The 22,726-nt window shown below is 71.5% G+C and carries 18 protein-coding genes; 12 read left to right on the plus strand and 6 right to left on the minus strand.

Annotated elements, in window-relative coordinates:
• Positions 1 to 7 precede the first annotated feature (7 nt).
• Positions 8 to 1,381 (minus strand): dihydrolipoyl dehydrogenase, encoded by a 1,374-nt coding sequence (lpdA, locus tag DEI93_RS07270; RefSeq protein WP_111008791.1) that lies wholly within the window; start codon positions 1,379 to 1,381, stop codon positions 8 to 10.
• A 146-nt stretch (positions 1,382 to 1,527) separates the two neighbouring features.
• Positions 1,528 to 3,018, minus strand: coding sequence for a leucyl aminopeptidase (locus DEI93_RS07275; RefSeq protein WP_111008792.1), 1,491 nt, complete (start codon positions 3,016 to 3,018; stop codon positions 1,528 to 1,530).
• A 105-nt stretch (positions 3,019 to 3,123) separates the two neighbouring features.
• On the opposite strand from DEI93_RS07275, the gene DEI93_RS07280 reads away from it, so the two are divergent.
• From DEI93_RS07280 to DEI93_RS07300, 5 genes are all read left to right on the plus strand, one after another.
• Positions 3,124 to 4,062 (plus strand): proteasome assembly chaperone family protein, encoded by a 939-nt coding sequence (locus tag DEI93_RS07280; protein WP_375334614.1) that lies wholly within the window; start codon positions 3,124 to 3,126, stop codon positions 4,060 to 4,062.
• 65 nt (positions 4,063 to 4,127) lie between these two features.
• Positions 4,128 to 5,468, plus strand: coding sequence for an MFS transporter (locus DEI93_RS07285; RefSeq protein WP_111026026.1), 1,341 nt, complete (start codon positions 4,128 to 4,130; stop codon positions 5,466 to 5,468).
• Between the two features lie 284 nt (positions 5,469 to 5,752).
• Positions 5,753 to 7,072 carry an RNA polymerase sigma factor gene (locus tag DEI93_RS07290; RefSeq protein ID WP_111008795.1) on the plus strand — a complete coding sequence of 440 codons (1,320 nt, stop codon included), beginning with the start codon at positions 5,753 to 5,755 and terminating at the stop codon, positions 7,070 to 7,072.
• Positions 7,073 to 7,079: 7 nt separating this feature from the next.
• A complete protein-coding gene (locus DEI93_RS07295) occupies positions 7,080 to 8,339 on the plus strand; it encodes a MurT ligase domain-containing protein (RefSeq protein WP_111008796.1) in 1,260 nt (419 codons plus the stop codon).
• Complete coding sequence (locus DEI93_RS07300; protein WP_111119084.1) at positions 8,336 to 9,106, plus strand: type 1 glutamine amidotransferase; 771 nt, start codon at positions 8,336 to 8,338, stop codon at positions 9,104 to 9,106. Before DEI93_RS07295 ends, DEI93_RS07300 begins: the two co-directional genes overlap by 4 nt.
• A 111-nt stretch (positions 9,107 to 9,217) precedes the next feature.
• Here DEI93_RS07300 and DEI93_RS07305 read toward each other — a convergent pair whose 3' ends face one another.
• Positions 9,218 to 9,442 (minus strand): DUF7455 domain-containing protein, encoded by a 225-nt coding sequence (locus DEI93_RS07305; RefSeq protein WP_111008798.1) that lies wholly within the window; start codon positions 9,440 to 9,442, stop codon positions 9,218 to 9,220.
• A gap of 229 nt (positions 9,443 to 9,671) precedes the next feature.
• On the opposite strand from DEI93_RS07305, the gene DEI93_RS07310 reads away from it, so the two are divergent.
• Positions 9,672 to 11,798, plus strand: a complete 2,127-nt coding sequence (locus DEI93_RS07310) for a DNA gyrase/topoisomerase IV subunit B (RefSeq protein WP_111119083.1) — start codon at positions 9,672 to 9,674, stop codon at positions 11,796 to 11,798.
• 69 nt (positions 11,799 to 11,867) lie between these two features.
• On the opposite strand, the gene DEI93_RS07315 is transcribed toward DEI93_RS07310, so the two are convergent.
• Positions 11,868 to 14,342, minus strand: coding sequence for a DNA gyrase/topoisomerase IV subunit A (locus tag DEI93_RS07315; protein WP_111119082.1), 2,475 nt, complete (start codon positions 14,340 to 14,342; stop codon positions 11,868 to 11,870).
• A gap of 41 nt (positions 14,343 to 14,383) precedes the next feature.
• Here DEI93_RS07315 and DEI93_RS07320 point away from each other — a divergent pair, with 41 nt between their 5' ends.
• Positions 14,384 to 15,529 carry an alkaline phosphatase family protein gene (locus tag DEI93_RS07320; protein WP_220037451.1) on the plus strand — a complete coding sequence of 382 codons (1,146 nt, stop codon included), beginning with the start codon at positions 14,384 to 14,386 and terminating at the stop codon, positions 15,527 to 15,529.
• 15 nt (positions 15,530 to 15,544) lie between these two features.
• On the opposite strand, the gene sepH is transcribed toward DEI93_RS07320, so the two are convergent.
• Positions 15,545 to 16,642, minus strand: a complete 1,098-nt coding sequence (sepH, locus tag DEI93_RS07325; protein WP_111012500.1) for a septation protein SepH — start codon at positions 16,640 to 16,642, stop codon at positions 15,545 to 15,547.
• 298 nt (positions 16,643 to 16,940) lie between these two features.
• Here sepH and DEI93_RS07330 point away from each other — a divergent pair, with 298 nt between their 5' ends.
• The gene (locus DEI93_RS07330) at positions 16,941 to 17,237 is read left to right on the plus strand and encodes a DUF4193 domain-containing protein (protein WP_111119191.1); all 297 of its coding nucleotides are present in this window, start codon (positions 16,941 to 16,943) and stop codon (positions 17,235 to 17,237) included.
• Between the two features lie 97 nt (positions 17,238 to 17,334).
• Here the strand turns inward: DEI93_RS07330 and DEI93_RS07335 are convergent, their stop codons facing one another.
• The gene (locus DEI93_RS07335; RefSeq protein ID WP_111008803.1) at positions 17,335 to 17,766 is read right to left on the minus strand and encodes a DUF3093 domain-containing protein; all 432 of its coding nucleotides are present in this window, start codon (positions 17,764 to 17,766) and stop codon (positions 17,335 to 17,337) included.
• A 39-nt stretch (positions 17,767 to 17,805) separates the two neighbouring features.
• Between DEI93_RS07335 and dut the strand changes: the two genes are divergently transcribed.
• From dut to DEI93_RS07355, 4 genes are all read left to right on the plus strand, one after another.
• Positions 17,806 to 18,336, plus strand: a complete 531-nt coding sequence (gene dut / locus DEI93_RS07340) for a dUTP diphosphatase (RefSeq protein ID WP_111008804.1) — start codon at positions 17,806 to 17,808, stop codon at positions 18,334 to 18,336.
• Positions 18,333 to 19,040, plus strand: coding sequence for a DUF3710 domain-containing protein (locus DEI93_RS07345; RefSeq protein ID WP_111008805.1), 708 nt, complete (start codon positions 18,333 to 18,335; stop codon positions 19,038 to 19,040). The genes dut and DEI93_RS07345 overlap by 4 nt, the downstream gene beginning before the upstream one ends.
• Positions 19,040 to 19,816, plus strand: coding sequence for a DUF3159 domain-containing protein (locus DEI93_RS07350; protein ID WP_111008806.1), 777 nt, complete (start codon positions 19,040 to 19,042; stop codon positions 19,814 to 19,816). Before DEI93_RS07345 ends, DEI93_RS07350 begins: the two co-directional genes overlap by 1 nt.
• 70 nt (positions 19,817 to 19,886) lie before the next feature.
• On the plus strand, positions 19,887 to 22,724 hold the full coding sequence (locus DEI93_RS07355) for an aconitate hydratase (RefSeq protein ID WP_111119081.1): 2,838 nt from the start codon (positions 19,887 to 19,889) through the stop codon (positions 22,722 to 22,724).
• Positions 22,725 to 22,726 lie beyond the last annotated feature (2 nt).

Below are 22,726 nucleotides of genomic sequence, written 5' to 3' on the forward strand. Positions count from 1 at the left end.
CGGAGCGTCACAGTGCGTGGAGGGGCTTGCCCGCGAGGTGCAGGAACGCCTCGCCGAGCGCCTCGTTCTGGGTCGGGTGTGCGTGGACCAGCGGGGCGACGTCCTCGGGGTGGGCTTCCCAGTTCACCGCGAGCTGGGCCTCACCGATGAGTTCGCCGACGCGCGCACCGATCATGTGCACGCCGACGACCGGACCGTCGACCACGCGCACGACCTTGATCGAGCCGGACGTGCCGATGATGTGGCTGCGGCCGTTCCCTGCGAGGTTGTAGTCGTACGCGTCGATCTTGTCGGCGCCGTACTCCTGCTCCGCCTTCGCCTGGGACAGCCCGACCGAGGCGACCTCGGGGTCGCAGTAGGTGACCTTCGGGATGTTCTTGTCCTCGATGATGACGGGACTCAACCCCGCGATCTCCTCGGCGACGAAGATGCCCTGCTGGAACCCGCGGTGCGCGAGCTGCAGGCCGGGGACGATGTCGCCGACGGCGAACACGCCGGGGACGCTCGTGCGGAGCCGGTCGTCCGTGAGCACGTACCCACGGTCCATCCGGATGCCGGTTTCCTCGTAGCCGAGCCCGGCCGTGACGGGACCGCGGCCGACGGCGACGAGCAGCAGGTCGGCCTCGACGGTGGAGCCGTTCTCGAGCGTCACGACGACGCCGTTCTCGTGCTGCTCGACGCCCTGGAACCGGACGCCGAGCGAGAACCCGATGCCGCGCTTGCGGAACGCCCGCTCGAGCTGCTTCGACATCGCCTCGTCCTCGTTCGGGACCAGGTGCGGCAGCGCCTCGATGATGGTGACGTCGGCGCCGAAGGACTTCCAGACGCTGGCGAACTCGACTCCGATGACACCGCCGCCGAGGATGGCCACCTTGTTCGGCACGTAGTCCATCTGCAGGGCGGTCTCGGAGGTGATGACCCGCCCGCCGATCTCGAGACCGGGCAGGCTGCGCGAGTAGGAACCGGTCGCGAGCACGACGTTCTTGCCGGTCACGGTGCGTTCACCGACCTGCACGGTGGTGGGGGAGGTGAGTCGACCGGAGCCCTCGACCACGGTGATGCCGCGCGCCTTGATCAGCCCCTGCAGGCCCTTGTACTTCGAGGTGATGACACCTTCGCGGTACTCGATCACCTTCGGGACGTCGATGCCGTGCAGCTGGGCCCTGACGCCGAAACGCTCGGCGTCACGGGCGCCGTCGGCGATCTCGGCCGCGTGGAGCAGTGCCTTGGTCGGGATGCATCCGCGGTGCAGGCAGGTCCCGCCGAGCTTGTCCTTCTCGACGAGCGCGACGCTCATCCCGAGCTCCGCGGCCCGGAGCGCCGCGGCGTACCCGCCGCTGCCGCCACCGAGGACCACGACGTCGTAAGTCTCTTCCGTCACCTGGTGCAACTCCCTCGTGCGAGAGGGCCGATCGGGCCCTCGTGGAACGCCGCGCCGCGGCGGCGCCCGGCGGTCGGTGCCCTGGTTCGGGTCCCGTGCCGTGTGTGAGCAGTCGGCGGATGACAAGCACATCCGCCGGAACGACCCTACTCCTCGGACTGCAGCTGTTCTGCGAGGGCGACGAGTGTCCGGACCATGACGCCGGTCGGACCCTTGCCGAGCCAGCCGTACCCGCCACCCTTGTTCTCGGCGGGCCCGGCGATGTCGAGGTGGGCCCACGGGATCGTGCTGCCGTCCGGGCGGGTGCCGACGAACCGCTCGAGGAACCGGCCCGCGAGCAGCATCCCGGCGGCCGGCTGCCCCGGCGTGGCGTTCACCATGTCGGCGACCTCGCTCGCGAGCCGCGCGTCCAGCTCGTCGGGCAGGGGCATCGGCCAGACGAGCTCGGAGACGGATTCGGCCACCGCACGGACGCGGTCGACGAGGTCGTCCGATCCCATCAGCCCGGACGTGCGGTCACCGAGGGCGACGACCTGCGCACCCGTGAGTGTCGCGACGTCGACGATCGCGTCCGGGACCTCGAGCGACGCCGCGGCGAGGCCGTCCCCGAGGACGAGGCGCCCCTCGGCGTCGGTGTTCGTCACCTCGACGGTCTTGCCGTTCTTGAGCGTCAGGACGTCGCCGGGGCGCGTGGCGGACCCCGACGGCATGTTCTCGGCCAGGCACAGCCACGCCGTGACGCGGACGTGGAGCCCCAGGCGGGCGGCGGCGACCGTGGCGGCGAGCACGGTGGCGGCGCCGGTCATGTCGTCCTTCATGCCGTTCATGCTCGCGGCGGGCTTCAGCGAGAGACCCCCGGAGTCGAAGGTGATGCCCTTGCCCACGAGCGCGAGGTGCTTCGACGCTCCGTCGGGCGCGTACCGCACGACCACGAGCCGGGGCGGCCGGACGGAGCCGCGGCCGACCCCGAGGATCCCGCCGTAGCCCTGCTCCTCGAGCGCGGCGACGTCGAGCACCTCGACGTCGAGGGGGAGACCGCGCGCTGCGTCCAGGGCGGCCTCGGCGACGTCCTCGGGCGCCATGTCGGCGGCAGCGGTGTTGACGAGGTCACGGACGAGCGCCACCGCGTCGGCGACGATCGCCGGTCGGACCGTGGCCTCGGCCGGGGCGGCCGCGAGCACCGTGATCCGTTGGTCGCCGCGGACCGGTCCGGTGGTGCCGGTGCCGCGGTGCCGGGTGAACGTGTAGGTCCCGAGGGCCGCGCCCTCGAGCGCTGCGTCCACCAGGTCCTCGTGATCGGTCGGGAGGCCCAGCGCGATCGAGACGACGTCGTGCAGCTGTCGGACGGCGCTGCCGGCAGCCGCACGGATCGACGCCGCGTCGACCCGGCTCCCCAGGCCGATGAGCGCCACGCTGCGCGCGGCGAGGCCGGGCGCCGGCAGCCGGACCAGCTGGTCCTTCGTGCCGCGGACGCCGAGCGCCGCGAGGTCGATCCCGAGGTCGACGACGGTGCCGTCGGCGGTGGGGGCGACGACGGCGGGCGAGCCGTCGGAGCCCGGGCGGACCCCGAGCACGAGGACGTCGGCGTCGACGCTGTCGGGGCGGTCGGAGGTGGTGTCGAGCGTGGGGCGGACCATAGCGCCAACCCTACTGACGCGCTCGTGCCGGACCGTCGGAGCTGTTCGCTCTGGGCGTGCAGCGGCGGTCGGGGGTGTCCGACGGCCCCGCCTAGCATGGTCGGGATGAACCCCGAAGACCTGTACACGCTGACCGCGGCAGCGGCGGACGTCCCGCCCGGTCTGCACCTGGTCGCGGGCCTGACGGGGTTCGCCGACGCCGGCACGGCGGTCGGTCAGGTGACCGAGACGCTGCTCGCCGGTCCGGGGGCGGTGCTCGTCGCGGAGTTCGATCCGGACATCCTGCTCGACTACCGGGCGCGCCGCCCGGTGATCACGTTCGACCGCGACCACATCGCCGAGGTCACGCCGTCCCGTCTGACGCTGCACCTCGTGCACGACGAACTCGGTCGCCCGTTCCTCTTCCTCTCCGGGTACGAGCCGGACTTCCAGTGGAACCGGTTCGTCCGCGCGGTGGTCGACCTCGCCGAGGACCTGGCCGTCACCGACACGACGTGGATCCAGTCCATCCCCATGCCCGTCCCGCACACCCGTCCGATCGGGATCACGGTGAGCGGGACACGCGCGGACCTCGTCGAGTCGATGAGCATCTGGAAGCCGCAGACCCAGGCACCGGCGAACGTGCTGCACCTCGTCGAGCACCGCATGAGCGAACTCGACCGCCAGGTCACCGGTCTCGTGCTGCTCGTCCCGCACTACCTGTCCGACACCGAGTACCCCGACGCCGCCGTCGCCGCGCTCTCCGGCATCGCGGCGGCGACCGGCCTGATCTTCCCGACGGACCGCCTCCGCGAACTCGGGCGCGACTTCCACAACCGCGTCGACGAGCAGGTCGCGGGCAACGGCGAGCTCGAGCACCTCGTGCAGGCACTCGAGGAGCGGCACGACACGTACGTCGAGGGCAACCCGGTGTCGTCGCCGCTCACCGGTGCCGACGGTGAGGTCCCGACGGCGGACGCGATCGCGGCCGAGCTCGAGCGCTTCCTGGCGGACCGCCGCCCGGACGGCCCCGACGGGGTCGCGGGCGACGCCACGCTCGACTGAGCCGCACGACGTCGGCAGCCGGAGCCGCACGGTCCAGAGGGCGGCCGCTGGATACGCTGGCGAGGATGAACTCCCGCCGCTCGTGGACCGTCTGGTCCGTCGCCGTGCTCGCCTACGTGCTGGCCGTGCTGCAGCGGTCGTCGCTCGGTGTGTCGGGCGTCCAGGCGCAGGAGCGGTTCGCCGTGTCCGCGGCCGTGCTCTCGACGCTGGCGGTCGTGCAGATCGCGGTGTACGCGGGCCTCCAGATCCCGGTCGGGATCCTGCTCGACCGGGTCGGGCCACGTCGGCTCGTCGCCGCCGGCGCGGCGTTGCTCGCGGTCGGTCAGGCGGTGGTCGCGATGTCACCGACGATCGGTCCCGCGATCGGCGGTCGGGTGCTCGTCGGCGCCGGCGACGCCATGACCTTCATCTCGGTGATCCGGCTGTTGCCGATGTGGTTCACCGGGCCGATCCTCCCGCAGATCTCGCAGTGGACCGGCAACCTGGGGCAGCTCGGGCAGATCGCTTCGGCGTTCCCGTTCGCGGTCCTGCTCCACGCCTCCGGGTGGAGCGCCGCGTACGGCGTCGCGGCCGCGGTGAGCCTCGCCGGGTTCGTGCTGGTCGCCGCGTTCGTCCGCAACGGTCCGATCGCGGTGCGGACGGACGCCATCCCGTTGCCCGGCTCGCGGCGCGGCGCGTTCTCGACGTTCGGGCAGGCGCTGCGGCGTCCCGGGACCCAGCTCGGCTTCTGGTCGCACTACGTCACGCAGTCGTCTGGGACCGTGTTCAGCCTGTTGTGGGGCGTGCCGATGCTCGAGCGCGGGCTCGGGTACTCCGCGACCGTGGCGGCGGCGTTCCTCACGGTAATCGTGCTCGTCGGGTTCGTGGTCGGCCCGGTCCTCGGGGTGCTCTGCGCACGCTTCCCGTTCCGGCGGTCGAACCTGGTGCTGACGATCGTGGGCGTCATCTTCGCCGCGTGGACGGCCGTGCTGCTCTGGCCCGGCGCTCCGCCGACGTGGCTCGTCGTCGTGCTCGTGGTGGTCCTCGGCGTGGGCGGCCCCGGGTCCCTCATCGGCTTCGACTTCGCGCGGACCTTCAACCCCGTCGGGTCGCTCGGTTCGGCGAACGGCGTCGTCAACGTCGGCGGGTTCCTGGCTGCCTTCGTCATGATGTACTGCATCGGCGTCGTGCTCGACGCGGTCCACGACCACACGGGCGCGGCGGTCTTCGCGTGGTCGTCCTTCCGGGTCGCCCTGCTCGTGCAGTACGTCGTGGTGGGGTTCGGCGTGGTGATGCTCCTCGTCGCGCGGCACCGCACGCGAGCACGGATCCACGCCGAGGACGGAATACGCGTCGGCCCCCTCTGGGTTGCTCTGGTGCGGCGTATGCGCGCCGGCCGTACGACGGACGGGCCGACCAGACCCTGACATCGCATCCCACCCGACCACGCATCGTGCGTTCGATCGACCTCGAGCGGACGACACGCGTCGGGCGGCGGCGGGACGTGCAATAATGGCGTACGGACCCGTTCGGGTCCTGGTACGCCGATCAGCGGCGAGCTCCGGCTCGTGGTGATCGGGGCACGAGGACTTGACATGGGTCCTCATGCTGCCCGGAACGCAGGGTCCTGACGTCGGTCCGCCGACGGCGGGGGCAGGACAGCGAGGGGCCGTCACGACCCAGGACGTGACACGACGAGAGAGGTGATCGCATGGCTGCCCGGAGCACGACGATCGATGCGACGAAGGCCACGGCCGACGCCGAGACGGTGGAGACCGCGACCGATGAGAACGCGGCACCCGCCGCGCCGAAGAAGCGCGCCCCCGCCAAGAAGGCCGCGCCGAAGAAGACGACCGCCAAGACCGCGCGCGGCAAGGCGGCCGCCCCCGCCGACGACGAGCCGGACACCGTCGAGGACGCGCCGGAGGACGCCGTCGACGTCGAGGCCGACGACACCGAGGTCGCGGCCGACTCCGAGGACAGCGACACCGAGGACGGCGAGGAGACCGAGTCCGAGGACACGGCGACCCCCGCGCCCGAGGCGGCCCCTCCGGCGGGCGCGCTCGTCATCTCGCAGGCCGACGACGACGAGGTCCCGGTCTACTCGACCACGATCACGGGCGCCACGGCGGACCCGGTCAAGGACTACCTGAAGCAGATCGGCAAGGTCCCGCTCCTGAACGCGGCCGAGGAGGTCGAGCTCGCGATGCGGATCGAGGCCGGCCTGTTCGCCGAGGACAAGCTCCAGCACGCGACGGGGCTGTCCAAGCAAGAGGAGCGTGAGCTCAAGTGGGTCGCCCGCGACGGTCAGCGCGCGAAGTCCCACCTGCTCGGTGCGAACCTCCGCCTCGTGGTGAGCCTCGCCAAGCGCTACACGGGTCGCGGCATGCAGTTCCTCGACCTCATCCAAGAGGGCAACCTCGGCCTCATCCGTGCCGTCGAGAAGTTCGACTACACGAAGGGCTTCAAGTTCTCGACCTACGCGACCTGGTGGATCCGGCAGGCGATCACCCGCGCCATGGCGGACCAGGCGCGGACCATCCGCATCCCGGTCCACATGGTCGAGGTCATCAACAAGCTCGCCCGCGTCCAGCGGCAGATGTTGCAGGACCTCGGACGTGAGCCCACGCCCGAGGAGCTCGCGCGTGAACTCGACATGACGCCCGAGAAGGTCGTCGAGGTCCAGAAGTACGGCCGCGAGCCGATCTCGCTGCACACCCCGCTCGGCGAGGACGGCGACAGCGAGTTCGGTGACCTCATCGAGGACACCGAGGCCGTCGTCCCGGCGGACGCAGTGGGCTTCACGATGCTGCAGAAGCAGCTCGAGAGCCTGCTCGACTCGCTGTCCGAGCGCGAGGCGGGCGTCATCCGCATGCGCTTCGGGCTCGGCGACGGCATGCCGAAGACCCTCGACCAGATCGGCGACACGTTCGGCGTCACCCGCGAGCGCATCCGCCAGATCGAGTCGAAGACGATGGCGAAGCTGCGCCACCCGTCGCGGTCGCAGTCCCTGCGCGACTACCTCGAGTAGGCCCCGCGTGCGTTTCGTCGTCCCGATCCTCATCGGGCGGATCCTCCGCGCCCTCGCTCGTGCGCGCGGCGGGGGGTCCGCCTACCCCGGCTACATCCTCCTCAAGCTCGTTCCCGACTTCCTCCGGCACGTGTCGCGGCAGTTCCCGAACGGGATCGTGTTCGTCCTGGGTTCGAACGGCAAGTCGACGACGACCCACATGATCTCCGAGATCATGCGGGCGCACGGGCTCCGCGTGTTCACGAACCCGTCCGGGGCGAACCTGCCGCAGGGCATCGCGTCGGCGCTCCTCTCGGAGGTCGGGCTGACGGGACGCCTCAAGGCGGACATCGGCATCCTCGAGGTCGACGAGGCCTTCGCCGTGGAGCTGTCCGGCATCCTCTCGCCGTCGACGGTCACGATGCTCAACGTGCAGGTGGACCAGCTGTACCGGTTCTTCGAGACGGAGCGCGTCGCGACGATGATGCTCGACACCGCGGCGACGTCGTCGCGGAACGTCATCACGAACCACGACGACCAGTTCCTCGACGCCTACGAGGGCCGGGCCGGCCAGCGGGTCCTGCGCTTCGGCGCCGCGCCCGAGGTCGTCGCTGCGGCCCCGAACGGATTGCAGAACGCGGACGACTTCGCCCGGGACGCGTCGGGCACGACCGCCGCGGACGCCGAGGTCGTCGAGTCCACCGGGGACGCAGCGGTGGTCCGCTTCGGTGGGGCCGACATCCCGGTGCGGCTGCCGGCCCGGGGGCTGCACTACGCGGTGGACGCCGCTGCTGCCACCGCGACCGCTTCGGCCGCCCTCGGCGAGCAGTTCCGCGCGGAAGCGGTGACCCGGGCCTTCACCGCGATGAAGCCGGCCTACGGGCGTGGTGAGCGCATCCCGATCGCGGGAGAGCACGCCGAGTTCACCATGTTCAAGAACGCCGCGAGCCTGCAGCTCAACCTCGACGCCCTGTCGACGCCGCCCGAGCAGGTGCTCATGGCGATCGACGAGGGCACGCCGGACATCTCCTGGATCTACGACATCGACTTCTCGCATCTCGACCACGTGGACGTCGTGTCGGGTGACAAAGCGTGGCAGATCGCCCTCGCCCTCGAGTTCGCCGGGGTGCGGATCGGCCGTGTGGAGCCTGATGTCGAGGCCGCGATCCGACTGATGTCCGGACTCGGAGCGACGACGTCCGGTACGAAGCACTTCATCGTCAACTACGAGATCATGATGCTGGCCCGCAAGGCCCTCGGTCATCCCGACCTGGAGAGGACGGCATGACGGCCGATTGCCTCACGATCCTGCACCTCTACCCGCGGCAGATGGGCGTCTCGGGCGACCGGGGGAACGTGACCGCCCTCGTCGCCCGCGCGGACGCCGCCGGGATCCCGACCGAGGTCGTGCGCCACGACGTCGGGGACAGCCTCCCGACGGACGCCGACGTCGTCGTGGTCGGCAACGGCCCGCTCAGCGCGATGCGCTCGCTCGGCGGGGACCCCGCCCGGCTCGCACCGTTCCTCCAGGACGCCGTCGCCGCCGGCGTGCCGCTCGTGGCGGTCGGTGGCGGCTACGACCTGGCGACCCGCGAGGTCGTCCCCACCGAGGGGACGCCGGTGACCGGCCTCGGGGTGTTCGACGCCCGCGCCGTGCGGGGCGCCGAGCGCCGGGTCAACTACTTCCTGCTCGACGTGCGTGCGACCCTGCCCGGCGGAGACCAACGCGTGGCGGGGTTCGAGGACCACGCGACCCGCATCGAGAACATCGATCCCACGGCGGTGTTCGCGGACGTCGTGTCGGGCGGCGGCAACCAGGACGGCACCGGCACCGAGGGCTCGGCGACCGCCGCGGCGTTCGGCACCCACACCCAGGGGCCGCTCCTGCCACTGAACCCGCACCTGACCGATGCGGTGTTGGCCGCCGCCACCGGTCGTCTGGGTCGCGAATACGCGCCGGATCCGGCCCGCACCGCCGCCGTGGACCGCTACGCTCGCGAGGCCCGCGCGGTGATCACGCGCTACGTCGACAAGGCGTTCAAGCGCATCGCCTGACGCGGTCGCGAGCGGCACACAGGCCGGGTACGCGAGAGGCCGGATCCCCGATGGGGATCCGGCCTCTGTTCGTCGGACCGACCGCGGCGATCGCCGTGGCGGGGCCGGGCGCTACTTGCTCTCGTAGAGACGGCTGGTCTCGTCGTGCCACTCGAGGGCGGTCGCGGCGAGCTTGTCCTTGAACTCGGCACCGTGGTGGGCGCAGAAGAGGAGCTCGCCGCTCGCCATCGTGGCTCGGATGTAGGCCTGCGCGCCGCAGCTGTCGCAGCGGTCGGCCGCCGTGAGCTGGTTGCTGCCGAGGTCGTCGATGGAGAGGTCCTGCACGGTCTGGGACATGGTGTGCTCCTCGTTGATCGGAGGCGGTGCCGGGGTTGGTGCGTCCATTTCAGCACGCGCTCCCTGGGATCCCCGCATTGTGGTCGCGCTGTTTCGCTGACCGCGGATTCCGTCGACGGTCACCTGCGCGTCGCGGACACCGCCGGGAGGCGCGGGTCGGCCGAGCGTCGTGCGCTCACGTCCGGGGTGGTGCGCCAGGAGCGTCACCGGTCGCGGGTAGCCTCGGCAGGTGAGTTCCGACTACAACGCCCGCCATCTCTCCGTGCTCGAAGGGCTCGAGGCGGTCCGCAAGCGTCCCGGGATGTACATCGGTTCGACGGACTCACGAGGGCTCATGCACTGCCTGTGGGAGATCATCGACAACTCCGTCGACGAGGCCCTCGCGGGCCACGGCGACGAGATCACGGTGCGGCTGCACGCGGACGGCAGCGTCGAGGTCGGGGACGTCGCGCGTGGCGTGCCCGTCGACGTCGAGCCGAAGACGGGGCTGACGGGCGTCGAGGTCGTGTTCACCAAGCTCCACGCGGGCGGCAAGTTCGGGTCCGGCTCGTACGCCGCGTCCGGCGGTCTGCACGGGGTCGGCGCATCCGTCGTGAACGCACTGTCGGAACGCCTCGACGTCGAGGTCGACCGCGGCGGCAAGACGTACGCGATGTCGTTCCACCGCGGTGAGCCCGGCGTGTTCGACGACGCTGCGGGCATCGGCCCGGACGCACCGTTCACCCCGTTCACCTCGGGCAGCGAGCTCCGATTGATCGGCAAGGTGAAGCGCGGCGTCACCGGCACGCGCGTCCGGTACTGGGCCGACCGGCAGATCTTCACCGCCGACGCGGTGTTCCAGCTCGGCGACCTGACGAACCGGGCGCGGCAGACGGCGTTCCTCGTGCCGGGTCTCGGCATCACCATCACCGACGAACGCCCGCACGCGATCGCCGCGGCGTCCCGGCTCGCCGAGGGGCAGGGCGCCGAGCGGCTCGAGGGACCGGTCGTCGAGCGGTTCCGGTTCGACGGTGGCATCAGCGAGTTCGCCGAACACCTCGCTCCGGACACGGCCGTGACCGACACGTGGCGCGTCACGGGGACCGGTACCTTCACCGAGACCGTGCCGGTGCTCAACGACGCCGGGGCGATGGTCGCGACCGAGGTCGAGCGCACCTGCGAGGTCGACGTCGCGCTGCGCTGGGGGAGCGGCTACGAGACCGTGACCCGGAGCTTCGTCAACATCATCGCGACGCCGAAGGGCGGGACGCACCAGACGGGCTTCGAGAACGGTCTGATGAAGGCGATCCGCGCGCAGGTGGACGCGAACGCCCGCAGGCTCAAGGTGGGGCAGGACAAGCTCGACAAGGACGACGTGCTCGCCGGACTCACCGCGGTGCTGACGGTGCGGCTGCCCGAGCCACAGTTCGAGGGGCAGACGAAGGAGATCCTCGGCACGCCGGCGGTCCGGCAGATCGTCGCGAACGTCGTGGCCGCCCGGATGACCGAGATCCTGACGTCGACGCAGCGGACCGAGAAGGCACAGTCGCAGGCGCTGCTCGAGAAGGTCGTCTCGGAGATGAAGTCCCGGATCTCCGCTCGCGCGCACAAGGAGACCCAGCGCCGCAAGAACGCGCTCGAGAGCTCGTCCCTGCCCACGAAGCTCGCTGACTGCCGGTCGAACGACGTCGCCGCGAGCGAACTCTTCATCGTCGAGGGCGACTCCGCGCTCGGCACCGCCAAGCTCGCCCGGAACAGCGAGTACCAGGCGCTGCTTCCGATCCGCGGCAAGATCCTCAACGTGCAGAAGGCCTCGGTGAGCGACATGCTCTCGAACGCCGAGTGCGCGTCGATCATCCAGGTGGTCGGAGCCGGATCCGGACGCTCGTTCGAGCTCGACCAGGCCCGTTACGGCAAGGTCATCGTCATGAGCGACGCCGATGTCGATGGTGCGCACATCCGCACGCTGCTGCTGACGCTGTTCTTCCGGTACATGCGCCCGATGATCGAGGCCGGCCGGGTGTTCGCCGCCGTCCCGCCGTTGCACCGCGTCGTGGTGGTGAACCGGGGCAAGCCGAACGACACGCTGTACACGTACTCGGAGCAGGAGCTGCAGGGCGTGCTCCGGAAGCTCGAGAAGTCGGGCAAGAAGTACCAGGAGCCGATCCAGCGCTACAAGGGCCTCGGCGAGATGGACGCCGACCAGCTCGCCGAGACCACGATGGACCGGGCGCACCGGACCCTCCGGCGCGTCAACGTCTCGGACGCCGAGAACGCCGCTCGGGTGTTCGAGCTGCTCATGGGCAACGACGTGGCGCCACGCAAGGAGTTCATCCTGGCCGGCCAGGGGCTCGACCGGGACCGCATCGACGCCTGACCGGCCCAGGCCCCGGCCGCCCCGCGGGGTCGCCTTCCGGCCGCTCCGCGGGGTCGCCTTCCGGGCCCGCTACGCGGGGTCGGACTCCGCCCCGATGGGGACGGCGGGGCTCGCACCGATCGTGGTCACGACGGCCTCGAGCGGTGACCCGGACCCGTCGCGCTTGGACAACCAGTCGGGCAGTGTCCGGGCCGCGCCGTCCGGACCGAGCGCGTGCGGGGGAGCGACGCCGGCCCACGCGACGGCGAGGCCGTCCTCGCCCTTGAGGAACGCGTGCGCCCGGACCCCCATGGTGCCGCGCCCCTTGGCGGGGAACTCGGACAGAGCGGAGACCTTGGCGCGGCCGGGGTCCGTGCCGGCGAGCGTCGCGGACGACGTGGGCACGGTCGCGACGACGACGTCGGCCGCTGGGTCGACGGTCGTGAAGGCGATGACCGTGGCACCCGCGGCGAGCTGGACGCCGGCGACGCCGCCCGCGGGGAGCCCCTGCGGGCGGACCACGGCGGCGGGGAACCGCAGGAGCTGCGCGTTCGAGGTCACGAACACGACGTCGTCCTGTTCGGGTCCCTGTGTGGCGCCGACCACGGCGTCGCCGTCCTTGAGGGCGATCGCCACGACGTCGGGCTTGTCCGGCCACGCGTTCGGCACGACGCGCTTGACGACGCCCTGCCGTGTGCCGATCGCGAGCGCGTTCGGTGACTCGGGGTCGAGGAGCGCGACGACGGTCTCACCCGACGGCAGGCCCAGGTAGTCGCGGACACGCACGCCGGCGTCCAGGCGGACCGAGGCCGGCGGGACGGCGGGGACGTCGACGGGCGAGAACCGCACGACGCGGCCACGGTCCGTGAGTGCGCCGACGGAGGACCGCACCGTGGTGGCGACGGTGGACCGCACGGCGTCGTGCTTCGATCGCGCCGGGGTGCGCGCGACGCGGTCGGAGCCCTCGGTCTGGTCGACGCGCACGAGCCGTCCGGTGGTGGACAGGAGCACGCGGCACGGTGCGTCCACGATCTCGAGCTCGACGGCGGCCTTGCGTCCGCCGCGCACGGGCGCGTCGGCTTCGGTGAGCAGGGTGCGGCGCGGGGTCGCGAAGCGGTCCGCGACCTCGGTGAGTTCCGTGGCCACCTGGGTCCGGAGCCGGGCGTCGGAGCCGAGCAGTTCCTCCAGGGCGGCGATGTCGGTGAGCAGCTCGTCGCGTTCCCGCTCGAGCTCGAGGCGCGAGAACTTGGTGAGGCGCCGCAGGCGCAGCTCGAGGATGTACTCGGCCTGCACCTCGGACAGGTCGAAGACCTCTTGGAGCCGCGTGCGTGCGGCCTCGGAGTCGTCCGAGGTCCGGATGACCTCGATGACCTCGTCGATGTCGAGGATCGCGATGAGCAGGCCCTCGATGAGGTGGAGACGCTCGCGACGCCGCGCGAGGCGGTAGCGGGACCGGCGGGTCACGACGTCGAGGCGGTGTGCGACGTAGACCTCGAGGAGCTCCTTGAGCCCGAGCGTCTGCGGGGTGCCGTCGACGAGGGCGACGTTGTTGATGCCGAAGCCGTCCTCGAGCGGGGTGTGCTTGTACAGCTGCTCGAGCACGGCGGACGGGTTGAACCCGGTCTTGATCCCGATGACGAGCCGGAGTCCGTGGTTCCGGTCGGTCAGGTCGGTGACGTCCGAGATCCCCGAGAGCTTCTTGGACTGGACGCCGTCCTTGATCTTCTCGATCACCCGCTCGGGACCGACGAGGTACGGCAGCTCGGTGACGACGAGCCCGGTCTTGCGTGGGGTGATGCTCTCGACGCTCACCTTGGCGCGGGTGCGGAAGGAGCCGCGGCCGGTGGCGTAGGCGTCCCGGACCCCGGCGAGGCCGACGATCGTGCCGCCCGACGGCAGGTCGGGGCCGGGCACGAACTCCATGAGCTCGTCGAGGGTCGCGTCGGGGTGACGGAGCAGGTGCTTCGCGGCCTCGACGACCTCGCCGAGGTTGTGCGGCGCCATGTTCGTGGCCATGCCGACCGCGATCCCGGACGCGCCGTTCACGAGCAGGTTCGGGAACGCCGCGGGCAGCACCTCGGGCTGCATGAGCTGGTTGTCGTAGTTCGGGACGAAGTCGACGACGTCCTCACCGAGGCCGTCGGTCATCGCCATCGACGGCTCGGCGAGTCGTGCCTCGGTGTAGCGGGCGGCGGCGGGTCCGTCGTCGAGCGAGCCGAAGTTGCCGTGGCCGTCGACGAGCGGGACGCGCATCGTGAAGTCCTGTGCCATCCGCACGAGGGCGTCGTAGATCGCGCCGTCGCCGTGCGGGTGCAGCTTGCCCATGACCTCGCCGGTCACGCGCGCGCACTTGACGTGTCCGCGGTCCGGGCGGAGGCCCATCTCCGACATCTGGTACAGGATCCGGCGTTGGACGGGCTTCAGGCCGTCACGGGCGTCGGGCAGCGCGCGGGAGTAGATGACCGAGTACGCGTACTCGAGGAACGAGCCCTGCATCTCCTCGGAGACGTCGACGTCCTCGATGCGCTCACCGTCGGGGAGGCCGACTGCGTCCGTGCGTGCCATGGGCCCTCTCTGTCGCGGCGCTGTCTGGTTGACTGGGCCGGATGACTCCGATGGTACCGACGGCGACGCAGGACACCGCGAACCTCGCCGACGTGGTGCCGGCCTGCCTGACCGCACTCGGCCACCCTGGACCAGCGCTCGCGGGGCTCGGTCGGGAGGCCCGGATCCGGCTCCGTCCCGCCCGGTCCGCGATCGTCGTGCTCGTCGACGGACTCGGTGCGAACGCCGTGCGGGCGCGCGCCGGTCACGCGCGGTTCCTCGCCGCCGAGAAGCGCCGCCTGCGGAGCGGGTTCCCCACGACGACCGCCGCCGCGCTGACGACGCTCAGCACGGGTGCGACGCCCGGGACGCACGGCGTCGTCGGGTACAGCGGGTTCGACCCGGGCTCGGGCCGCGTGGTCAACCTGCTCAGCGGCTGGGACACCGAGGTCCCCGCGGGGTGGCTGCTCGTCCCGACGCTGTTCGAGCGGGCCGTGGCCGACGGGCTCGTGGTGCGGTCGGTCGGGCCGGCGCGATACCGGACGTCGGGGTTCACCGCGAACGTCCTGGCGGGCGCGGACTACGTCGACGCCGACACCATCCCCGCCCGGGTGGACGCCGCGCTCGAGGCGGTCGCCGACGGGCCGGCCACGCTCGTCTACCTGTACGTGCCGGAGCTCGACTCGATCGCCCACAAGCGCGGCTGGCAGTCGGACCGGTGGACGAGTGCGCTCGAGGCCCTCGACGCAGAACTGGCCCGGCTCGCGGCGGCGCTCCCGGCCGATGTCGGCCTCGTCGTCACCGCGGACCACGGCGTGCTCGACGTCCCCGACGAGGCGAACGTCGCCATCGCTCCCGACCTGCTCGAACCGGTCGTCGGGTTCGCGGGGGATCCGCGCTGCCGACAGCTCACCCTGGCGCCGGGGACCGACGTCGACGCCACCGTGCGGGCGTGGCGGGAGCGCGTCGGCAAGCGCGCGTGGGTGGCGAGCCGCGACGAGGCGATCGCCGCCGGGTGGTTCGGGGCGGTCACCGACCCGGTCCGGGCGCGACTCGGCGACGTCGTGGTCGCCGCTCGCGGTCAGTGGGCGTTCAACGACGACCGCGAGGCCGGCGAACACCCCCGGCGGATGCTCGGCCAGCACGGATCGATGTCGGACGACGAGACCTACGTCCCGCTGCTCCTCGCGGGGGCGTTCGCCACCTGAGGTCGGGGTGCCGGATCAGGCCAGGTCGTCGTCCGGCCGCGTGCCGAACACGATCTCGTCCCAGCTCGGCATCGCCCGTCGGCTCCGCTTCTTCCGGTCCGGTCGGCCTCCGTCGGGCTGCTCCGCGGTGGAGCCGGACTCGTCCGCCCGGGGCGCGGACGACGGGCGGCCGCCGTCGCCCACCGGGTCGTCGACCCCGTCGGCGTCGCCGACCTCGCCGGGAGCGAGGGTGTCGAGCGGGATGTCCACGACGGTCACCGACCGGCGCTGCCGGTCGTCCCCGCGGCGGTCGTCCGAGTGGTCGCCGAACGTGGCGGCCTCGCGCTCACCGCGCCGGCGCCGCAGCGCCTCGAGCAGGTCGGCGGTCTCGTTCCCCGGGCCCCGTTCCTCGACGGCCGGCGCGCCGATGCGCGGCAGCGGTGCGCGGAGTGGCGGACGGTCGGCGGCCTCCCGGTCCGGTGCCGGACGCTGGTCGGTCTCGACCCGGAACGCGCCGGAGTCGAACCGGGTGGACGCGCTGTCCTCGGGCTCCGGATCGACGGCGCGGAGCCGAGGGGTGAGGCCCTCGTCGTCGTCCTCGCGCGACAGGCGGTGCGCGTCGCCGTTGTCGGGCGTCAGCGTCGAGGTCTTCGGGTCGAAGCGCCACTGCGCGTCGTGCTCGACCTCGTCCGCGATGTAGTGGACCTGCACCTGCCAGCCGTGCTCGACGTCCTTCCGGCTGGACCAGCGGACGTCGGTGGCGTCGCCGGCCTCGAGCCGCGCGGTGATGGCGTCACCGAATACCTCGGGTGCTCCCGCTTCGCCCGTGACGGAGACGCGGCGGGCGGCGTCGAGCACGAACGACCGCTCGGCCATCACCGGCCCCTCGAACCGACGGACGTCCTCGACCGCGACGCCCATGAGCTCGGCGACCTGCTCGCTGCTCAGTCCGGCGCGGATGCGCGCCTGGATCTCCTTGGGCGGGATCCGGCGGTGCGGCTCGCCCTCGGCGGGGCTCGCCTGGCGGACCTGGCCGGACAGCGAGGGGGTGACCGCGAGCCGGTACTCGCTCCCGGAATCGGTCGCGAGGAGGATCGCGCCCGGTTCCACACCGATGACTCTCACGTCTTGCATCTGTCCGCCTTCCCGTGCATGCGTACAGTCCGGAAGTGTGCCACCCGCCCGACCCCGCGACCGGGACGTCGTGGGCGTGCCGCGCGGAAACGTCGTCGGCCTGCTGTCCGTGGCCGGCCGCTGACGCCGGTGCCGACGATGGCGTGAAGACGGGCTGGAAGCGGGAATGCGCAGCCGGCCCGACGGGTTGCACCGCCTGCTGGAGCACCGGATCGCACGGTTTGCGAATCATCGGTACTTGATGCAAACTGTCGCCGCCGATCCCGGCGACGACCCCTCTCAACGAGAACGGATGGGCATGGCCACCGACTACGACGCCCCTCGGAAGACCGACGACGACTCCGAGTCGATCGAGGCACTGAAGGAGCGCGTCCCCGACAAGATGTCGGGTGTCGTGGACGTCGACGACGCCGACAACCCCGGCAGCTTCGAACTCGCCGGACAGGACCTCTCCGACGTCGACCTCGACGTCGTGGTGCTGCCGCCGCAGGTGGACGAGTTCACCTGCGTCGAGTGCTTCCTCGTGAAGCACCGCTCGCAGCTCGACCACGAGACGAAGCTCGGTGCGGTCTGCATGGAGTGCGCCTCGGCGTAGTCCACATCCCGCACGTCGAACGGCGCCGGATCCCGATCGGGATCCGGCGCCGTTCGTCGTCCTCCCGACCGGCGCCGTTCGTCGTCCTCCCGACGGGTCAGCGTCCGAGGGCCGCGACGACCTGGTCGGGGTGCCGCACGGACACCAACCAGTACGGGGTCGGGTCCTGCGCGTCGGCGACCTCGACCTTGACCACCCCGTGGACGTAGCCGCGGAAGAGCGTCCACGCGCGCGCGTCCAACGTCGGCCCGCGCTCGCGGGTCGCCGCGCTGCCGTCGTACCCCTGCACCGCGCCGACCGCGCTCCGCGGCAGGTGCGCGCGGCCGGCCCGGAACTCGTCCTCGGTCACCTCGACGATCGGTGCGAGCAGCCAGAGCATGACGAGGACCGCGAGCTCCATGCCGATCGCGACGACGACGCCGACGGTGGTGTTGATGGGCAGGAACACGAGCAGGCTGGCGGGGATCACCAGCGCGGTCGCGAGGTAGAGGGTCGGGGGAGCCCAGAGTCGTTCGCGGTACACGGTCACCCCCCTATTCGACCACGCCGTGTGCACTACCCTCGTCACGTGACCGAGCCCCTCGACGTGCCATGGACCGGGGCGGACGCCCCTCGGTTCGCCCATCCGGGAGACGCCGGAGCCGACCTCGTCTCCACCGAGGCGGTGGTGCTCGCCCCCGGTGAGCGTCGACTCGTCGGCACCGGCGTGCGGATCGCCCTGCCCGACGGGTACGCCGGGTTCGTGGTGCCGCGGAGCGGTCTGGCCGCCAAGCACGGGATCACAATCGTCAACGCGCCCGGCACGATCGACGCCGGGTACCGCGGGGAGCTCAAGGTCGCCCTGCTCAACACGGACCAGCGCGAGTCGTACTCGGTGGCGGTGGGGGACCGCATCGCCCAGCTCGTCGTGATGCCCGTGCCCGCCGTGCGGTTCGTCGCCGTCGACGAGCTCCCGGACAGCGTCCGCGGACACGGCGGATTCGGGTCGTCCGGGTACGGTACGGCGGTGGACGTGAGCGTGGCGGCCGCCCCCACGACGGAGGGCGCGGCGGACGGCACGCGACCCGGAACGGACGACCAGGAAGGAGCCGGCGCATGAGGATCGGCAGGGGCAAGAAGGGCACCGAGCCCGCCGAGGAGGTCGAGCTCGCCTCGACCACGCCCGAGGTGGACATCGCGGACGAGGCCGACGAGGCGCTCGACGAGGTCGTGACGGTCGAGCCGACGGCGAAGTCGGCTCCCGCAGACCGCGAGGAGAACGGGCCGCTCGACGAGACCGAGGCGAATCCCGTGCGTCCGTACGTCGACCTCGGCGGGGTGAAGATCCTGCCGCGCGAGGGCCTCCACCTCCGCCTCGAGGTCGAGGAGGGCTCGCAGCGGGTCGTCGCGGTCGGTCTCGACTTCGAGGAGTCGACGCTCCAGGTGCAGCCGTTCGCCGCGCCCCGGACGACGGGGCTCTGGCACGAGATCCGCGCGCAGATCGCCGAGCAGATCGGCCGGCAGGGTGGCGTGGCGACCGAGGTGGACGGGCCGCTCGGCCCGGAGCTCCGCGCGGACGTCCCGGTGGTCGGCGAGGACGGCGTCACCGACGGCCTGCGGACCGCGCGCTTCGTCGGGGTCGACGGGCCCCGCTGGTTCCTCCGCGGTGTGATCGCCGGCAAGGCGGCGGAGGACCCCGAGGCCGCGACCGAGATCGAGGACCTGTTCCGGAGCGTGGTCGTCGTCCGCGGGACGAGTCCCATGCCGCCCCGCGACCTCATCCCGCTCCACATGCCGAAGACGATGCCGACCGCGACGATCTGATGACGTCGGACCCGAGCGCCCCGCTCCCCGAGGACCACGCCACAGACCACGCCGACGCGCTGTCGTTGTCGGCGCAGCTGCGTGACGCGGTCGCGCGGGCCGGCATCGCGCGGGTCGCTCCGGGCGAGGCGCCATCGGGCCGGGCGCTCGTCGCGGCGGTCGGCGGGGTGCGCGGACTGGCCGAGTCGATCCTCCCGGGGTTCGCGTTCCTGATCGTGTTCGCCGTCACGCACCAGCTCGTGCCGAGTGTCGTGGTCCCCGTGCTCGTCGGGCTCGTGTTCGTCGGGCTGCGGCTCGTGCAGCGTCAGCCGCTCGTCACCGCGCTCTCCGGGATCCTCGGCGTCGCGATCTCCGCCGGCCTGTCGCTGTTCACCGGGCGCGCCGAGAGCAACTTCGTGCCGGGCATCGTCGTGAACGCGGTGTCCCTGGCCGTGTTGCTCGCCACCCTCGTGGCCCGACGGCCGCTCATCGGGATCGTCGTGGGGCTCCTGCTGCCGGAGGGCGACCACTGGCGCAGCGACCCCGGCAAGCGCCGTGTGCTCACCGTGGCGACCTGGCTCTGGGCGGGGCTGTTCGCGGTGCGGCTCGCGATCGAGGTCCCGCTCTACCTCGCCGCGCAGGTGGAGCTCCTGGCCGGCATCAAGCTCGTGACCGGGGTACCGCTCTACGCGGCGATGCTCTGGGTGACGTGGCTGCTCGTCCGCTCCGTGTTCGGGCAGGTCGCCGACGGCGGCACCGGGGACGTCGACGCCGCCGGAGGCCCCGACCGCGTGTAGCATCTGTCTCGACATCGAGACATCTCGGGCCCGCGACGGAGCGGACCCGACCAGCAAGGGAGGCGGCACGATGGCTGCGTTGAACAGCTTCGGTTCGAAGGACGTCCTCACGGTCGGGGGTGTCGACCACGCGTTCCACCGCATCGACACCGTGCCCGGGCACGAGCGACTCCCGTACAGCCTGAAGGTCCTGCTCGAGAACCTGCTCCGCACCGAGGACGGCGCGAACGTCACCGAGGCGCAGATCCGCGCGCTCGGCTCCTGGGTGCCGACCGCGGAGCCCGACACCGAGATCCAGTTCACGCCCGCGCGCGTGGTGATGCAGGACTTCACCGGCGTGCCGTGCATCGTCGACCTGGCCACCATGCGTGAGGCGATGGCGGAGATCGGCGGGGACCCGACGAAGATCAACCCCCTGGCACCGGCCGAGCTCGTCATCGACCACTCGGTGATCGCCGACCTCTTCGGGCGTGCTGACGCGCTGCAGGTCAACACGGACATCGAGTACGAGCGGAACGGCGAGCGGTACCAGTTCCTCCGCTGGGGGCAGACCGCGTTCGAGGACTTCAAGGTCGTCCCGCCGGGCACCGGCATCGTCCACCAGGTGAACATCGAGTACCTCGCCCGTGTCACCTACACGCGCGAGATCGACGGCGAGCTGACGGCCTACCCGGACACCCTCGTCGGCACCGACTCGCACACCACCATGGTGAACGGGCTCGGCGTCCTCGGGTGGGGCGTCGGCGGCATCGAGGCCGAGGCGGCGATGCTCGGTCAGCCGGTGTCGATGCTCATCCCGAAGGTCGTCGGGTTCAAGCTGTCCGGTGCGATCCCGGCCGGCGTCACCGCGACCGACGTCGTCCTGACGATCACCCAGATGCTCCGGAAGCACGGCGTGGTCGGCAAGTTCGTCGAGTTCTACGGCGAGGGCGTCGCCCAGGTGCCGCTCGCGAACCGCGCGACGATCGGCAACATGAGCCCCGAGTTCGGGTCGACCGCCGCGATCTTCCCGGTCGACGACGTCACGCTCGAGTACCTGCGCCTCACCGGGCGCGAGGAGTCGCAGATCGCCCTCGTCGAGGCCTACTCCAAGGCGCAGGGCCTCTGGCACGACCCCTCGGTGGAGCCGGCGTACTCCGAGTACCTCGAGCTCGACCTCTCGACGGTCGTGCCGTCGATCTCCGGACCGAAGCGCCCCCAGGACCGGATCGAGCTCTCGGTCGCCAAGGACCAGTTCGAGGTCGACCTGGCGAACTACGCCACGATGACGCCGTCGGAAGAGGACAAGGCCGTCGCCGACTCGTTCCCCGCGTCGGACCCGGTGGCCGTCGCGCCCGGCGACGAGCACGCCGTCCAGGACGACGCGGACGCCCAGCCGTCGGAGGTCCCGCTCCACGCCGCCAGCGCGCCGAACACGGCGTCGAAGCCGGTCCGGGTGGCGCTCGACGGCGGCGACGCGTTCACGATCGACCACGGCGCGGTCGCCATCGCCGCGATCACGTCGTGCACGAACACGTCGAACCCGTCGGTCATGCTCGCGGCCGGGCTCCTCGCCCGGAACGCCGCGAAGAAGGGCCTGAAGTCGAAGCCGTGGGTCAAGACCACGCTCGCGCCCGGGTCGAAGGTCGTCACGGACTACTACGAGAAGGCCGGGCTCACCGGGTACCTCGAGGACCTCGGGTTCTACACGGTCGGCTACGGCTGCACCACGTGCATCGGCAACTCCGGCCCGCTGCCCGACGAGATCTCGCAGGCGGTGCAGGACAACGACCTCGCCGTGACCGCGGTGCTCTCCGGCAACCGGAACTTCGAGGGGCGCATCAACCCCGACGTCAAGATGAACTACCTGGCGTCCCCGCCCCTCGTGATCGCGTACGCGCTGGCCGGGTCCATGCACTTCGACTTCGACGCGGACGCGCTCGGCACGGACCAGTCGGGGGAGCCGGTGTACCTCAAGGACATCTGGCCCGACGCGGCCGAGGTGCAGGAGGTCATCGACCACTCGATCGACACCGGGATGTTCACGCACGAGTACGCCTCGGTGTTCGAGGGCGACGACCGCTGGAAGTCCCTGCCGACGCCGACCGGTGACACGTTCGAGTGGGACGCCGAGTCGACCTACGTCCGGAAGCCCCCGTACTTCGAGGGCCTGACGATCGAGACCACCCCGGTGTCGGACATCAGCGGCGCCCGGGTGCTCGCGAAGCTCGGCGACTCCGTCACGACCGACCACATCTCGCCCGCCGGGTCCATCAAGGCGGACAGCCCCGCCGGGCACTACCTGGCCGAGCACGGGGTGGACCGGAAGGACTTCAACTCGTACGGGTCGCGCCGCGGCAACCACGAGGTCATGATCCGCGGGACGTTCGCGAACATCCGCCTCAAGAACCTGCTGCTGGACGGCGTCGAGGGCGGGTACACGCGGGACTTCACGACCCCGGAGGGTGCACAGGCGTTCATCTACGACGCGTCGCAGCACTACCAGGCGCAGGGTGTCCCGCTCGTGATCCTCGGCGGCAAGGAGTACGGATCCGGGTCCTCCCGCGACTGGGCGGCGAAGGGCACGAACCTGCTCGGCGTCCGTGCGGTGATCGCGGAGAGCTTCGAGCGCATCCACCGCTCGAACCTCATCGGCATGGGTGTCGTGCCGCTGCAGTTCCCGGCGGGCGAGACCGCGGACTCGCTCGGACTCGACGGCACCGAGGTCGTGTCGATCTCGGGGCTCGAGCAGCTCAACGACGGGACGACCCCGCGCACGGTGCACGTCACCGCGACGCCGAGTGAGCACTCGCCCGCGGGTGCCCAGCCCGTCGAGTTCGACGCGGTGGTGCGCATCGACACCCCCGGCGAGGCCGACTACTACCGCAACGGCGGCATCCTGCAGTACGTGCTCCGCTCGCTCGTCTAGGT

The sequence above is a fragment of the Curtobacterium sp. MCBD17_035 genome, assembly GCF_003234815.2.
GTDB lineage: Bacteria > Actinomycetota > Actinomycetes > Actinomycetales > Microbacteriaceae > Curtobacterium.

Bases quoted from the DNA above. Each gene is read 5' to 3' on its own strand.
- DEI93_RS07285 (WP_111026026.1), top strand. From the start codon at position 4,128: ATGAACTCCCGCCGCTCGTGGACCGTCTGGTCCGTCGCCGTGCTCGCC.
- DEI93_RS07315 (WP_111119082.1), bottom strand. From the start codon at position 14,342: ATGGCACGCACGGACGCAGTCGGCCTCCCCGACGGTGAGCGCATCGAG.
- DEI93_RS07305 (WP_111008798.1), bottom strand. From the start codon at position 9,442: ATGTCCCAGACCGTGCAGGACCTCTCCATCGACGACCTCGGCAGCAAC.
- DEI93_RS07320 (WP_220037451.1), top strand. From the start codon at position 14,384: ATGACTCCGATGGTACCGACGGCGACGCAGGACACCGCGAACCTCGCC.
- DEI93_RS07300 (WP_111119084.1), top strand. From the start codon at position 8,336: ATGACGGCCGATTGCCTCACGATCCTGCACCTCTACCCGCGGCAGATG.
- sepH (WP_111012500.1), bottom strand. From the start codon at position 16,642: ATGCAAGACGTGAGAGTCATCGGTGTGGAACCGGGCGCGATCCTCCTC.
- DEI93_RS07345 (WP_111008805.1), top strand. From the start codon at position 18,333: ATGAGGATCGGCAGGGGCAAGAAGGGCACCGAGCCCGCCGAGGAGGTC.
- DEI93_RS07290 (WP_111008795.1), top strand. From the start codon at position 5,753: ATGGCTGCCCGGAGCACGACGATCGATGCGACGAAGGCCACGGCCGAC.
- DEI93_RS07280 (WP_375334614.1), top strand. From the start codon at position 3,124: ATGAACCCCGAAGACCTGTACACGCTGACCGCGGCAGCGGCGGACGTC.
- DEI93_RS07350 (WP_111008806.1), top strand. From the start codon at position 19,040: ATGACGTCGGACCCGAGCGCCCCGCTCCCCGAGGACCACGCCACAGAC.
- DEI93_RS07355 (WP_111119081.1), top strand. From the start codon at position 19,887: ATGGCTGCGTTGAACAGCTTCGGTTCGAAGGACGTCCTCACGGTCGGG.
- DEI93_RS07275 (WP_111008792.1), bottom strand. From the start codon at position 3,018: ATGGTCCGCCCCACGCTCGACACCACCTCCGACCGCCCCGACAGCGTC.
- DEI93_RS07330 (WP_111119191.1), top strand. From the start codon at position 16,941: ATGGCCACCGACTACGACGCCCCTCGGAAGACCGACGACGACTCCGAG.